This is a genomic window from Macrococcus sp. 19Msa1099 (assembly GCA_019357535.2).
In the GTDB taxonomy this organism is placed as follows: Bacteria; Bacillota; Bacilli; order Staphylococcales; family Staphylococcaceae; genus Macrococcoides; species Macrococcoides psychrotolerans.
This window is the reverse complement of record CP079955.1, coordinates 1888802-1902514: the sequence shown is the minus strand read 5'-3', so window position 1 is coordinate 1902514 and position 13713 is coordinate 1888802. Positions and strand designations below refer to the sequence as shown.

Here is a 13713-nt window from a genome sequence, read left to right as displayed (position 1 = left end):
GAGCGTTTTTTATTATTTTAATTTCCAGGAGGTAAACATGACAAAATTTATATTTGTAACAGGTGGCGTTGTTTCATCATTAGGTAAAGGGATTACGGCAGCAAGTTTAGGTCGTTTATTAAAGAATAGAGGACTTAAAGTCACGATTCAGAAATTTGATCCATATTTAAATGTTGATCCAGGTACGATGAGTCCTTATCAGCATGGAGAAGTATTCGTAACAGATGATGGAGCTGAGACTGACCTTGATTTAGGGCATTACGAGCGTTTTATCGATATCAATTTAAATCAGTATTCTAACGTAACTGCAGGGCGTGTGTATTCTCATGTATTAAAGAAAGAACGTCGTGGAGATTATTTAGGTGGTACTGTTCAGGTTATCCCTCATATTACAAATGAAATTAAGTCACGTTTACTGCTTGCGGGGGAATCTACGAAAGCTGATGTTGTCATTACTGAAATTGGTGGTACAACAGGAGATATTGAGTCATTACCATTTATCGAGTCTATCAGACAGATTAAAAGTGACTTAGGTCGTGAGAATGTAATGTACATTCACTGTACTTTACTGCCGTACATTAAAGCAGCTGGTGAAATGAAAACAAAACCAACTCAACATAGTGTAAAAGAACTTCGTGGATTAGGAATTCAGCCAGATATGATTGTTGTGCGTACAGAATATGAAATGACGGAAGATTTACGTGATAAAATTGCGTTATTCTGTGACATTGATAAAAAATCAGTAATTGAATGTCGCGACGCAGATACGCTATATCAAATTCCTGTAGCATTACAAGCACAGCATATGGATGATCTTGTAATCGAGCGTTTAGGACTTGAAGCAAGTGGAGAAGCGGATCTTACAGAATGGAATAAGCTTTTGGACACTGTGCGTAACCTAGAAGGCAAAGTTAAAATTGCATTAGTAGGTAAATACGTGGCGCTTCAGGATGCATATCTTTCAGTTGCTGAGGCGTTAAAACATGCGGGATATGAATTTGGAAAAGACATCGAAATCGATTGGATTAACTCAGAAGATTTAGATGTAACAAACTATAAAGAACGTTTACAAGATGCTGATGGTATATTAGTACCGGGTGGATTTGGTGAACGTGGTATTGAAGGTAAAATTCTTGCGACGCAATACGCACGTGAAAACAACGTGCCATTCTTAGGTATTTGTTTAGGGATGCAGTTAGCAACAGTTGAGTTTGCACGTAATGTTGTTGGCTTAAAAGACGCACATTCATCAGAACTTGATCCAAACACGCCTTATCCAGTTATTGCATTATTGCCTGATCAGAAAGATGTTGTTGATTTAGGTGGAACATTAAGATTAGGCTTATATCCATGTGAACTAAAAGAAGGAACAAGAGCACATGCTGCTTATGGTACAACGCATGTTGATGAACGCCACCGTCATCGTTATGAGTTTAACAATGAATTCCGTGAGCGATTAGAAGAAAAAGGATTAGTGTTCTCAGGTTTATCTCCGGATGGACGTTTAGTGGAAATCGTTGAAATTCCTGACCATAAATGGTTCGTGGCATGTCAATTCCACCCGGAATTTTTATCTCGTCCAATGAAACCTCAGAAATTATTCAAAGGATTCATTGAAGCTGCGATTCAATAGAGAGGTTATCATGTGAGCGATAAGCCTTGAACAAGATTCTAAATGGTGTGATAGCGTCCGAATAGAAGCTGGTAAATGCAAATTTGAAACGCCCGAACAGACAACTGTTCGGGCGTTTATGCTATGCTTCCTCTTCTTCAACTAACATTTCATACATGACATTATAAATGCCGTAGTATATATAGTTCATCGCCATCATATGAGGCGTAATAATTCGGCTGAAGTTTTCGGTTGGTACGAGGGCACGTGGAGTACTTAAATCGATAAAGTTCATCACATCTATACGTTCATCTTTATTACATACAAGAACGAAATCGATATCTTTTTCCTTCAGCATCGTAATAAATTCATGACAATCTTCATTGTACGTGTCGCTCATCACTAAAATGCGGTCCGTATGATCGATTAGCGATTCAGTAATAAATTTTTCTGAGTCAAATAATTTTTCTTTGCTTTCTACAGCAAAGTCTTCGAAATGTTTAAGATCGCCAAATCCTTTAACATATATTTTTCCCTGACCGACAACAGCTTGTGCAAGCAGTCGTGCTGCAATATCAATTTCTACTTCTTGCGCTTCTATTTTTTTAAAGATACCATTGAGTTGTGTATTAAATATTTTGAACATATTAAACCTACTTTCAAGAAATGATTGACTATATCATAACATACTGGGAGATAACCGATGAAAATACTCATAGTAGATGACGAAATAAATATTCGATTGTTATTTAAAGAAATATTGTCTATTCAAGGTATAGAAGCTGATGAAGCAGAGCATGGTAAAAAGGGACTTGAAATGGTGATAGTTAACGATTATGACATTATATTTTTAGATCGACGGATGCCTGTAATGTCGGGGGAAGAAACATTGAGAGAAATGAGAAAATATACTGATAGACCAATCTACTTAATCTCTGCTTTCCAGACAGATGAACAAATTAAAGGACTTAAAAGTCGTGGCGCATCAGGAATACTAATGAAACCGTTTACTATTGGAGAAGTTGTGAATATTGTGCGAAAATACACAAAGTAGCCACCTTTATAAATGCAAACACAGGACGATAGTGCTATACTAAATCTATAAAATTAGTGCCTAACGCACACAAGGAGGATATTATCCATGCCATTAGTTTCAATGAAAGAAATGTTAATTAAAGCTAAAGAAGGTGGTTATGCAGTTGGTCAATACAACCTTAACAACCTTGAGTTCACTCAAGCAATTCTAGGGGCTTCACAAGAAGAGAATGCACCAGTTATCTTAGGTGTATCTGAAGGTGCAGCAAAATACATGGGTGGTTTCTATACGGTAGTTAAGATGGTTGAAGGATTAATGCACGATATGAACATCACTGTTCCAGTTGCAATTCATTTAGACCACGGTTCAAGCTTTGAAAACTGTAAAGCAGCAATCGATGCTGGATTCACTTCAGTAATGATCGATGCTTCTCATCATTCTTTCGAAGAGAACGTTGAAATCACTAAGAAAGTTGTAGAATATGCGCATTCTAAAGGTGTATCTGTTGAAGCGGAATTAGGTCGTGTTGGCGGTCAGGAAGACGATGTCGTATCTGATGGTGTTGTATATGCTGATGCTAAAGAATGTCAGGAATTAGTTGAGAAAACTGGTATTGATTGCCTAGCTCCTGCATTAGGTTCAGTTCACGGACCTTACAAAGGTGAACCGAATTTAGGATTTAAAGAAATGGAAGAAATAGGTAATGCTACTGGTTTACCATTAGTATTACACGGTGGTACTGGTATCCCAACGAAAGATATCGAGCGTTCAATTTCGTTAGGAACTGCTAAGATTAACGTAAATACTGAAAACCAAATTGCTTCAGCGAAAGCAGTTCGTGATACATTAAACAATGACCCAGATGTATATGACCCTCGTAAATATTTAGGGCCAGCACGTGAAGCAATTAAAGCAACTGTGATTGGTAAAATTAAAGAATTTGGAACTTCTAATAAAGCATAGTTATATATGTTGATAGAAAGAGCACTCTGAAATTTCGGAGTGCTCTTTTTCTTGACTTTACTTTGTAATCTATCTTATATTAAATTTCTATGGCTTTGCTTTGCATAGAAATGTTAAATTAGTTTATAATAATATAAAATATTGAAATAAGTTAAAGATAAATAATTTGTGATTACAATTAAAGGAGTCCCGAATATGTCACAGGAAGTAATTAAAATCAGAGGCGGTAAACCGTTAAATGGCTCTGTTCAGATAAGTGGTGCAAAAAATAGTGCAGTTGCACTTATTCCAGCTACATTAATGGCGAATGATATTGTGAAATTAGAAGGATTACCTGAAATTTCAGATGTTGTTACATTGATGAGCTTACTAGAAGATCTAAATATAAAGACGGATTTAGATGGAGATACTTTAACGATTGATCCTTCAGAAGCGATTAATATGCCTTTACCGAACCATAAAGTACAGTCTTTACGTGCGTCTTATTATATGATGGGTGCAATGTTAGGGAAATTTAAGAAGTGCATCATTGGACTGCCAGGTGGATGTCCTTTAGGGCCACGTCCTATTGACCAGCATATTAAAGGATTTGAAGCGCTAGGTGCTAAGATTACGAATCAAGCAGGTGGCATGTATCTTGAAGCTGACGAGTTGAAGGGTGCTAAAATTTTCATGGATGTAGTATCGGTAGGTGCTACAATAAATATTATGCTAGCAGCTTCAATGGCAAAGGGTAAAACAGTGATTGAAAATGCTGCAAAAGAGCCTGAAATTGTAGATGTTGCGACGCTCCTTAATAATATGGGTGCTAAAATTCGTGGCGCGGGAACGGATACATTGAAAATTGAAGGTGTTGAAGCGCTTAATGGTACAACACATACGATCATCCCGGATAGAATAGAAGCAGGTACATATATGTGTGCAGCTGCTATGATGGGTGAGGATGTACTTGTAGAAAATATCATTCCACTACATATGGAGCCTTTAACTGCTAAGTTGAGGGAGATGGGCATTACCGTAGAAATTGGTGAAGATTCCGCGCGTATTAAGAAACCAGATACGTACAAACCGGTAACGATTACTACAAATGTGTATCCTGGATTTGCTACGGATCTACAGCAGCCATTTACGCCGTTATTATTTAGAGCGGATGGTCAAAGTATTGTTACTGATACGATATATCCAGCACGCTTTAAACATGTTGAAGAATTAATGAGAATGAATGGCAATATTAAAGAATCTGACGGGACAGCCGCTGTACAAAAATCAAAACTTTCTGGAGCTGAGGTTGCAGCGAGTGATTTACGTGCTGGCGCATGCCTTGTAATCGCAGGCTTATATGCTGATGGTGTAACTACAGTATATAATGTTCGCCATATTGATAGAGGCTATAGTGGTATTGTAGAAAAACTGAAAAAATTAGGTGCGGATATCTGGAGAGAATCTATTGAAGATTAAGACGGTCAGCTGACCGTCTTTATTGTACATTATTGATATAAAAAATATACCTTGGTATAAAATTGTACTTTTTATACTAGATATATTTTTTATATCGTGTTATAATCGAGAGATAAAGAGGTGATATTATGGAAGTTTGTCCATATTTAGAAGAGACGTTTAAAATCCTCGGCAGAAGTTGGAATGGATTATTAATCAATTATTTATCGCGTTCTGAGAATAATGCAGCACATTTCTCGGATATTAAACGTGATTTAAAAACCATTACACCGAGAGCGTTGAGTTTGAAACTTACAGAACTATCTGAGTGGGGCCTTGTAGAGAAGAAAGTCATTTCAACAACGCCTTTATCTATTAAATACGTTTTAACTGACAAAGGTATCTCGTTGTCTGAAGCAATGCATCCTATAGAATCCTGGGCGCAGGAACATCTGGAATTAGAAATTCCGAAAAAAGGCGAGGCTTAAGCCTCGCTTTTTTTGTTGGACTTATCACCTGTATATAATTACAAACTAATAGTATGTAAAATGACGAATTATGTTATACTAATTAAGAAAATTATTGGTGATAGGAGAATGATGATGGAACGTAGTTTATCGATGGAATTAGTCAGAGTAACTGAAGCGGCAGCTTTGAAGAGTGCGAAATGGGTAGGTAAGGGCCTTAAGAATGAAGCGGATGATGCAGCAACAACGGCAATGCGAGAAGTATTTGATACAATTCCGATGGACGGAGTTGTAGTAATCGGGGAAGGTGAAATGGATGAAGCGCCGATGCTTTACATCGGGGAAGAGCTAGGAACAAAAGAAGGGCCGGCGATTGATATTGCGGTAGATCCTTTAGAAGGTACTACTTTAGTAGCTGAAGGTAGCTGGAATGCGATGACGGTACTTGCTGTAGGTGATCGTGGTACATTACTGCATGCTCCTGATATGTATATGGAGAAGATTGCGGTTGGACCCGAGTGTAAAGGTGTTGTTGATATCTCTAAATCAGTAACAGAAAACTTACAGGCGGTAGCAAAAGCTAAAGGCAAAGATGTCTCAGAAGTTACAGCGACATTATTGAATCGTAAGCGTCATGAAGATATTATTAAAGAAATTCGTGAAGCTGGTGCGCGTATTAAATTAATCGAACACGGTGATGTAGCTGGCGCAATCAATACAGCATTTGACTTTACAGGTGTGGATGTATTGTTCGGTTCTGGTGGTGCGCCAGAAGGTGTTATCGCTGCTGTAGGGATTAAAGCGTTAGGCGGGGATTTCCAAGGAATATTATTACCGGAAGACGAAGAACAAGAAGCGCGTTGTCGTGCGATGGGTATCGAACCGAATACTGTACTGAAGCTTGATGATATGGTTAAAGGTGACGATGCAATCTTTGCAGCAACTGCTGTGACGGACGGTGAACTGATGAAGGGAGTACAATTTAAAGGTGGGTTTGCTGAAACATACTCACTTGTTATGCGTGCGAAATCAGGAACGGTCCGCTTTATTCAAGGACGACACAGCTTAGAGAAGAAACCGGGATTAGTAATTAAAGATAGCGATAGAATATAATAGAATGACAGAAGTCAAGTAAAGCCCGAATATTGCAGGAGAAGTTTTTCGTTTTCTGTGATATTCGGGTTTTTACATTCTTTACTGTATATGAGTTGTTATATAACAATAAGTAATATTTCTTTGTGATAAACAGAAATCGTGTTAAAATTAATTTGTTTGCCCCTATAAACTCCTTCAATTCCGCTAAATAAATTCTTATAAATATATAAAACAATTTTTAATAGAAATGGGTGTCATTATGCCAGAAAAAATTAGAACAAGTCCGCAATATGAATCTTTTCATGAACTCTACAAAAATCAGACAACGAAAGCTCTAACACAACGTGCAAAAGAATTAGGTCTTGTAAATTACAGTAAACTTAATAAAAAGGAACTCGTGCTTGCCATTATGGAAAAACAGATGGAAAAAGACGGCAATTATTATATGGAAGGTATTCTTGATGATATTCAGCCTGACGGATATGGTTTCTTAAGAACCGTCAATTATTCTAAGGGTGAAAAGGATATTTATATCAGCGCAAGTCAGATTCGTCGTTTTGAAATAAAAAAAGGGGATAAAGTTACTGGAAAAGTGCGTAGACCTAAGGAAAATGAGAAGTATTATGGTTTGCTGCAGGTAGACTTTGTTAATGACCAAAACGCTGAAGAGGTTAAGAAACGTCCGCATTTCCAGGCGTTAACACCACTCTATCCCGATGAGCGCATTCGCCTGGAGACAACGAAAACGGCTTATTCTACGCGTATAATGGACTTAGTTACACCTATTGGGTTCGGCCAGCGTGGAATGATTGTAGCGCCACCTAAAGCAGGTAAGACATCGCTACTTAAAGAAATTGCGAATGCTATTTCAGTTAACCATCCAGATGCAAAACTTTTTATACTATTAATTGGGGAACGTCCTGAAGAAGTTACAGACCTCGAACGTTCAGTTGAAGCTGCCGAAGTAGTGCACTCAACGTTTGACGAGCCTCCTGAACATCATGTGAAAGTTGCTGAGTTACTCCTTGAACGTGCAAAGCGCCTTGTTGAGATTGGTGAAAATGTTATTATTCTTATGGACTCTATAACGCGTCTTGCGCGTGCGTACAACCTTGTTATCCCACCGAGCGGTAGAACGTTGTCAGGTGGTCTTGATCCTGCGAGCCTTCATAAACCAAAAGCATTCTTCGGCGCGGCGCGTAATATCGAAGCTGGGGGAAGTTTGACAATATTATCAACAGCGCTTGTAGAAACAGGGAGCCGCATGGATGATATGATCTATGAAGAATTTAAAGGAACTGGTAACATGGAGTTGATGCTTGATAGAAAGCTAGCTGAAAAACGTGTATATCCAGCGATTGATATTCGACGCAGTTCAACACGTAAGGAAGAGTTGTTACTCGATAAAAATGAGCTTGATATGATATGGCAACTCCGTAATTTGTTTACTGAGAGTCCGGACTTCACCGAACGTTTCTTAAGACGCCTAAAACAAAGTGAATCTAATGAAGATTTCTTTAAGCAATTGGGAGAACGTATGGTTGAAAGTGCGAAGACAGGTAAGCCGATTATATAAATTTATAGTTGCATTCTACACACAATCCATATATAATATGTAAGTATTGACGTGAAAATTATTCACGAATAAACTCTGTTCCGGATGGTTCAGGGCAAAGGAGCTGAAAAATAATGAAACAAGGAATTCATCCTGATTATCACAAAGTAATTTTCTTAGATTCTACTACAGATTTTAAATTCTTAAGTGGGTCTACACGTACTTCAAGTGAAACAATGACATGGGAAGATGGAAACGAATATCCAGTTATCCGTTTAGATATCTCATCTGATTCACACCCATTCTACACAGGACGTCAAAAATTCGCATCTGCGGATGGTCGTGTGGAACGTTTCAACAAAAAGTTCGGATTCAAATCAAGCAACCAATAATTCAAATGATCCCATGGCCAGTTTTGGTTGTGGGATTTTTTATTTTTTATAAACAATTTATGATATAATTAATCGATTATTGTTTATAAAGGTGGCATTTAAATGTATGAGCATTACCATTCAGGTTGGATAGAATGTGTTACAGGAAGTATGTTTAGTGGGAAAAGTGAAGAGTTAATTCGCCGCGTGCGACGTGGACTTTTCGCAAAACAAAAAGTGATTGTATTTAAACCGTCTATAGACGATAGATATAGTGAACTGGAAGTTGTATCACACAACGGCAATAAAGTAGAAGCTGTAAATGTGCATCATTCATCAGAAATATTAGAACATGTAAAAGAGACGCATGATATTATAGCGATAGATGAAGTGCAGTTCTTTGATAATGATATCGTAGGTGTTGCAACACAGCTTGCAGAAGAAGGATATAGAGTGATTGTTGCCGGACTAGATATGGACTTTAGGGGTGTTCCGTTTGAGCCGGTGCCAGAACTCATGGCGGTTAGCGAACATGTGACGAAACTTCAGGCTGTTTGCAGTGTATGTGGAGCACCTAGCTCCCGTACGCAGCGATTAATAGATGGTGTGCCCGCCAAGTTCGATGATCCGATTATACTTGTTGGTGCAAAGGAAAGTTATGAACCAAGATGTAGGGAACATCATGTTGTACCTAAATAAAATTTAAAGGAGAATGTTATGTTTGATCAGTTAGAAATTGTAGAACAGCGTTACGAACAATTAAATGAATTATTAAGTGATCCAGATATCGTAAGTGATACCGATAAATTAAGAGAATACTCAAAAGAACAGGCTGACCTTCAGGAAACGGTTGAAGTGTATAGAGGATACAAAGAAGTAAAACAGCAACTTGAAGAAGCATTAGAAATGATGGGTGAAGCCAGTGATGCTGATGAGCAAGAAATGATTAAAGAGGAAATCAATACGTTAAAACCTCAAATTCCTGAACTAGAAGAAAGGATGAAACTATTATTAATCCCTAAAGACCCGATGGATGACAAAAACGTGGTTATGGAGATTCGTGGTGCAGCTGGTGGGGATGAAGCAAATATCTTTGCTGGAGACTTATTCCGTATGTATTCAAGATTTTCAGAAGAACAGGGCTGGAAGATTGAAGTGATGGAAACGAATGAAGCTGATCATGGTGGGTTTAAAGAAATCAGTTTCACAATCATCGGTAAAGGTGCATACAGTAAGTTGAAATTCGAAAATGGAGCACACCGTGTACAACGTATTCCAACAACTGAAAGTGGTGGACGAATACATACGTCTACAGCAACGGTTGCTGTATTACCTGAAGTAGAAGATGTGGAAATTGAGATTCGTCAAGAAGATTTACGTATTGAAACGTACCGTTCATCAGGTTCTGGCGGTCAGCACGTAAATACGACTGACTCAGCAGTACGTATTACGCATATTCCAACAGGGATTGTGGCGACATCTTCTGAGAAATCTCAAATTAAAAACCGTGAAAAAGCATTGAAATTACTTAAAACACGTGTATTTGATGCGAAATTACAAGAAGAACAAGCGAAGTATTCTGAACAACGTAAATCAGCGGTAGGAACAGGTGATCGCTCTGAACGTATTAGAACATATAACTATCCTCAAAATCGTGTAACTGATCATCGTATCGGTTTGACGATTCAAAAATTAGATCAAATTGTTGAGGGTAAATTAGGAGAAATCATCGATGCATTAACAATTGCAGAACAAACGTCTAAGTTAGAAGCATTAAATGATGGCGTACTCTAATTTAAGAAATCTTATTAAAGAAGGAGAAGTAGCGCTTATTAATGCACAAGAGCCAGCTATTGGAGCGACTTTTCTAATGATGGATCTGTTTGCTCTCTCGAGAACAGATATTATGCTAGGTGAACGTCAGTTGAGTGATGAAGAATGTGCGCAATATAAAGAGGGGATTGCGCGGCTTGTTCGGCATGAGCCGCTTGCTCATATTACTGGTTTTCAGATGTTTTATGACCGCAAATTTATGGTGGATGAACGCGTACTCGTTCCTAGACCTGAAACAGAAGAGCTTGTAGCGCTTGCTTTAGCGCATGTATCTCAATCAGACGTTGTTGCAGATATAGGAACTGGAAGTGGTGCGATTGCAGCAACGGTTCAACTAGAAAGTGGATGTACGATGTATGCTTCAGATATTAGTCGGAAAGCGTTGCAAGTAGCGCTGCATAATATTGCGCTCTTAGATGCACGAGTGACATGTTTTGAAGGTGATCTACTTCAACCTATTATTGAAAGAGGGATAAAGCTAGATGCACTGCTATCCAATCCCCCTTATATTAGTAGAGATGAAGTGACAGAGATGAACTTGACCGCGCTCTTTGATCCTGAACTTGCGCTATTTGCAGAAGATGCAGGGCTTGTACTTTATAAACGTATGATTAAAAGTCTCCCGGAAGTTATGAATCAAGGTGCCTTTATTGCGTTTGAAATCGGGTACCGTCAGGCGGATGCACTCACACATTATATTCACGAACATTTTAGTCATTTACACGTCAATATACATAAAGATATTAATGGTAATGATCGAGTGCTATGGTTTAAATGGTGTTAATAAGTTATGCACAATTCTAAAAAGTTATCCACATTTTGTGCATAACTTTTTATTTTTACATGAAAGACCTTTAAATAAAGGAGTGAACGAAGTGAGAACAAATGTTTGGGATGTGTGTAACTATGTGGAAGATTTGTCCACATATCCACACGTACAGGAAATCATTACAGGTTTCAAAGCAGGAGAAACAATCGCAATTCCCACTGAAACAGTATATGGTTTAGCAGCTGATGCTACAAATAGAGAGGCAGTAGCAGCGATATTCAAAGCGAAAGGCAGACCACAAGATAATCCGTTAATTGTACATATTCATCATCTGTCACAGCTTGAATGGTTTACTCATGATATTCATGCGGCGGCTTATAAGTTGATGGATTATTTCTGGCCAGGGCCTATATCATTTATCGTTCCAGTAAAACAAGGTATCCTTGCGGAAAGTGTTACTGCGGGACTAAATACGGTGGCAGTACGTATGCCTGCACATAAGGTTGCGCATCAACTCATCGAGATGACTGATTTGTTGCTCGCTGCACCGTCCGCTAATACGAGCGGCAAACCGTCACCTACAAAAGCAGAACACGTGATTCATGATATGGAAGGGAAGATATTTGGCATTGTTCAAAGCGAACAAGTAGAGGTCGGAATAGAAAGCACGGTTGTTGATTGTAGTCAGTATCCATTTAGAATTGCAAGGCCAGGAGCGATTACACACAATGACCTGGAAATGGTGGTGCCTGGATGTATGAGCGATGAACGTATTGAGGGAGACAAACCAATTGCTCCAGGTATGAAATATCGACATTATGCGCCGAACAGCCCATTAGAATTAGTGGAGCGATTTGAAAGTTTGGAACTGGCTGCAAATGAAGCGATTATTGCACCACTAAGTGAAAAGGATAAAGTGAATGGTGGATGGTTCTTTAAACTTGGTGCTACGTTTGAAGATAGTGGGGGTGCAATGTATGATTTATATGATGCGCTGCGCAGTGCAGATGATATAGAGGAAATTGAAAAGATATATATTACTGACTTTACGTCTTATAATGGTAGTGATGCGTTAATGAATCGTATCAATAAAGCAGTTACAAGAAAGTAGGTGGCATATGGAAATCGTATTCGTTTGTACAGGGAATACTTGTCGTAGTCCAATGGCAGAAAGTATCGCAAAATCACTTAATTCTAACCATTTATTTTCTTCAGCTGGGCTGTATGCACAAGAAGGACAGCCTATTTCAAAGCATGCAGCATCAATCATTGAGCAGGAAAACTTGGTGCCTGTAACAGAGAGTCATCAGTTCGATGCTATAGATAGTGAAAAGGATTTAATATTGACGATGACAAATAGTCATAAAATGCAAATTAAGTTAATGTATCCAGGAAGTAATGTATATACTTTAAAAGAGTATGCGATGGATGAGAAGGGAGATATATCAGACCCTTACGGAGGGGATTTCTCAGTGTATTTAGATACTTATAACGAACTCTCCTATTATATTCGTGAAATGCTTCGAAAGCTCGACCGATAATTGATTTACTCATACATGAAATACGGTATAATATAGAGTGATATAGATTTAAGGGAGGTTGTTTATTTGAAAATTGCAATCGCAAGTGATCATGGTGGATTTCAGTATAAAGAGAAAATCATTGAATTATTACAGTCCCAAAATATTGAATATGTTGATTTTGGCCCACCAGATGAAACATCTGTTGATTATCCTGATTATGCTAAGCCAGTTGCTAAGAATGTAGTGAATGGAGAATGTGACCGTGGAATCTTGATTTGTGGCACAGGTATTGGAATGAGCATCGCAGCGAATAAAGTGCCAGGTATTCGCTGTGCATTAGTGCACGATGTATTTACAGCGCAAGTGACGCGTGAGCATAACAACTCTAATATATTAGCAATGGGACAACGTGTGATAGGCGAAGGGCTAATGCTGTTAATTGTTCAGACATGGCTGGACGCTGAATTTGAAGGGGGTCGCCACCAGAAGAGGATTGATAAATTAGCAGCGCTGGAGTCTTGCAATGAATAGTCTTAAACAGTTGATGACAGAGCTAGAAGCAAAAGATTTCTTTAAAGAGGGCCAATTATGTGTAATCGGCTGTTCTACATCTGAGGTCATCGGTGAAAAAATCGGAACACATAGTTCTGATGAAGTTGCTGCACAGTTTATTGAAATATTTGATGATGTTCATAATAGAACGGGTGTGGATTTTTGTTTTCAAGGATGTGAACATATTAACCGAGCATTAACGATGGAACGAGAAGTTATGCTCAACTATCAGCTAAATGAAGTTACGGTTGTTCCTGCAAAACAAGCAGGGGGCAGTATGTCAGCAGCAGCTTATCGTCACTTTAAGGATCCTGTCGTAGTTGAACATGTCCAGGCAGACTGTGGTATTGATATTGGTCAGACGCTTATAGGAATGCATATTAAGCATGTACAGATTCCGGTAAGAACCACAACGAAAAAAGTGGGCGGGGCAGTAGTCACGATAGCAACACATCGTCCGAAATTAATTGGTGGGCCACGCGCTCAATATAAATAGGAGG

The 13713-nt window shown here is 38.5% G+C and carries 16 protein-coding genes; 15 read left to right on the top strand and 1 reads right to left on the bottom strand.

Going from position 1 to position 13713, the window contains the following annotated elements; genetic code table 11:
* Nucleotides 1–37 precede the first annotated feature (37 nt).
* Nucleotides 38–1633, top strand: coding sequence for a CTP synthase (locus KYI10_10165; protein ID QYA32683.1), 1596 nt, complete (start codon nucleotides 38–40; stop codon nucleotides 1631–1633).
* Nucleotides 1634–1754: 121 nt separating this feature from the next.
* Here the strand turns inward: KYI10_10165 and KYI10_10160 are convergent, their stop codons facing one another.
* Entirely contained in the window at nucleotides 1755–2258 is a 504-nt protein-coding gene (locus KYI10_10160; protein ID QYA32682.1) for a DUF2529 domain-containing protein, read from the bottom strand.
* A 57-nt stretch (nucleotides 2259–2315) separates the two neighbouring features.
* On the opposite strand from KYI10_10160, the gene KYI10_10155 reads away from it, so the two are divergent.
* From KYI10_10155 to KYI10_10090, 14 genes are all read left to right on the top strand, one after another.
* Nucleotides 2316–2666 (top strand): response regulator, encoded by a 351-nt coding sequence (locus tag KYI10_10155; GenBank protein ID QYA32681.1) that lies wholly within the window; start codon nucleotides 2316–2318, stop codon nucleotides 2664–2666.
* Between the two features lie 87 nt (nucleotides 2667–2753).
* Nucleotides 2754–3611 (top strand): class IIb fructose-bisphosphate aldolase FdaB, encoded by an 858-nt coding sequence (gene fdaB, locus KYI10_10150; protein QYA32680.1) that lies wholly within the window; start codon nucleotides 2754–2756, stop codon nucleotides 3609–3611.
* A gap of 195 nt (nucleotides 3612–3806) precedes the next feature.
* Nucleotides 3807–5069, top strand: coding sequence for a UDP-N-acetylglucosamine 1-carboxyvinyltransferase (locus KYI10_10145; GenBank protein QYA32679.1), 1263 nt, complete (start codon nucleotides 3807–3809; stop codon nucleotides 5067–5069).
* A gap of 128 nt (nucleotides 5070–5197) precedes the next feature.
* Entirely contained in the window at nucleotides 5198–5536 is a 339-nt protein-coding gene (locus KYI10_10140) for a helix-turn-helix domain-containing protein (GenBank protein ID QYA32678.1), read from the top strand.
* 114 nt (nucleotides 5537–5650) lie between these two features.
* The gene (glpX, locus tag KYI10_10135; protein ID QYA32677.1) at nucleotides 5651–6628 is read left to right on the top strand and encodes a class II fructose-bisphosphatase; all 978 of its coding nucleotides are present in this window, start codon (nucleotides 5651–5653) and stop codon (nucleotides 6626–6628) included.
* Nucleotides 6629–6869: 241 nt separating this feature from the next.
* Nucleotides 6870–8186, top strand: coding sequence for a transcription termination factor Rho (rho, locus tag KYI10_10130; protein ID QYA32676.1), 1317 nt, complete (start codon nucleotides 6870–6872; stop codon nucleotides 8184–8186).
* A gap of 113 nt (nucleotides 8187–8299) precedes the next feature.
* Entirely contained in the window at nucleotides 8300–8557 is a 258-nt protein-coding gene (locus KYI10_10125; GenBank protein ID QYA32675.1) for a type B 50S ribosomal protein L31, read from the top strand.
* A gap of 102 nt (nucleotides 8558–8659) precedes the next feature.
* Nucleotides 8660–9235, top strand: coding sequence for a thymidine kinase (locus tag KYI10_10120; protein ID QYA32674.1), 576 nt, complete (start codon nucleotides 8660–8662; stop codon nucleotides 9233–9235).
* An 18-nt stretch (nucleotides 9236–9253) separates the two neighbouring features.
* Complete coding sequence (prfA, locus tag KYI10_10115; GenBank protein QYA32673.1) at nucleotides 9254–10330, top strand: peptide chain release factor 1; 1077 nt, start codon at nucleotides 9254–9256, stop codon at nucleotides 10328–10330.
* On the top strand, nucleotides 10314–11153 hold the full coding sequence (gene prmC / locus KYI10_10110; protein QYA32672.1) for a peptide chain release factor N(5)-glutamine methyltransferase: 840 nt from the start codon (nucleotides 10314–10316) through the stop codon (nucleotides 11151–11153). The genes prfA and prmC overlap by 17 nt, the downstream gene beginning before the upstream one ends.
* A gap of 91 nt (nucleotides 11154–11244) precedes the next feature.
* Nucleotides 11245–12249 carry an L-threonylcarbamoyladenylate synthase gene (locus KYI10_10105; protein QYA32671.1) on the top strand — a complete coding sequence of 335 codons (1005 nt, stop codon included), beginning with the start codon at nucleotides 11245–11247 and terminating at the stop codon, nucleotides 12247–12249.
* Between the two features lie 7 nt (nucleotides 12250–12256).
* Nucleotides 12257–12679, top strand: a complete 423-nt coding sequence (locus KYI10_10100) for a low molecular weight protein arginine phosphatase (GenBank protein ID QYA32670.1) — start codon at nucleotides 12257–12259, stop codon at nucleotides 12677–12679.
* Nucleotides 12680–12745: 66 nt separating this feature from the next.
* Nucleotides 12746–13192: a ribose 5-phosphate isomerase B gene (gene rpiB / locus KYI10_10095; protein ID QYA32669.1), complete on the top strand. Its 447-nt coding sequence runs from the start codon at nucleotides 12746–12748 to the stop codon at nucleotides 13190–13192.
* Nucleotides 13185–13709 (top strand): TIGR01440 family protein, encoded by a 525-nt coding sequence (locus KYI10_10090; GenBank protein ID QYA32668.1) that lies wholly within the window; start codon nucleotides 13185–13187, stop codon nucleotides 13707–13709. The genes rpiB and KYI10_10090 overlap by 8 nt, the downstream gene beginning before the upstream one ends.
* The last annotated feature ends 4 nt before the right edge of the window (nucleotides 13710–13713 follow it).

Bases quoted from the DNA above. Each gene is read 5' to 3' on its own strand.
- KYI10_10155 (QYA32681.1), top strand. From the start codon at position 2,316: ATGAAAATACTCATAGTAGATGACGAAATAAATATTCGATTGTTATTT.
- KYI10_10140 (QYA32678.1), top strand. From the start codon at position 5,198: ATGGAAGTTTGTCCATATTTAGAAGAGACGTTTAAAATCCTCGGCAGA.
- rho (QYA32676.1), top strand. From the start codon at position 6,870: ATGCCAGAAAAAATTAGAACAAGTCCGCAATATGAATCTTTTCATGAA.
- KYI10_10090 (QYA32668.1), top strand. From the start codon at position 13,185: ATGAATAGTCTTAAACAGTTGATGACAGAGCTAGAAGCAAAAGATTTC.
- KYI10_10120 (QYA32674.1), top strand. From the start codon at position 8,660: ATGTATGAGCATTACCATTCAGGTTGGATAGAATGTGTTACAGGAAGT.
- KYI10_10125 (QYA32675.1), top strand. From the start codon at position 8,300: ATGAAACAAGGAATTCATCCTGATTATCACAAAGTAATTTTCTTAGAT.
- KYI10_10100 (QYA32670.1), top strand. From the start codon at position 12,257: ATGGAAATCGTATTCGTTTGTACAGGGAATACTTGTCGTAGTCCAATG.
- KYI10_10160 (QYA32682.1), bottom strand. From the start codon at position 2,258: ATGTTCAAAATATTTAATACACAACTCAATGGTATCTTTAAAAAAATA.
- prmC (QYA32672.1), top strand. From the start codon at position 10,314: ATGATGGCGTACTCTAATTTAAGAAATCTTATTAAAGAAGGAGAAGTA.
- KYI10_10165 (QYA32683.1), top strand. From the start codon at position 38: ATGACAAAATTTATATTTGTAACAGGTGGCGTTGTTTCATCATTAGGT.
- prfA (QYA32673.1), top strand. From the start codon at position 9,254: ATGTTTGATCAGTTAGAAATTGTAGAACAGCGTTACGAACAATTAAAT.
- fdaB (QYA32680.1), top strand. From the start codon at position 2,754: ATGCCATTAGTTTCAATGAAAGAAATGTTAATTAAAGCTAAAGAAGGT.
- glpX (QYA32677.1), top strand. From the start codon at position 5,651: ATGGAACGTAGTTTATCGATGGAATTAGTCAGAGTAACTGAAGCGGCA.
- KYI10_10145 (QYA32679.1), top strand. From the start codon at position 3,807: ATGTCACAGGAAGTAATTAAAATCAGAGGCGGTAAACCGTTAAATGGC.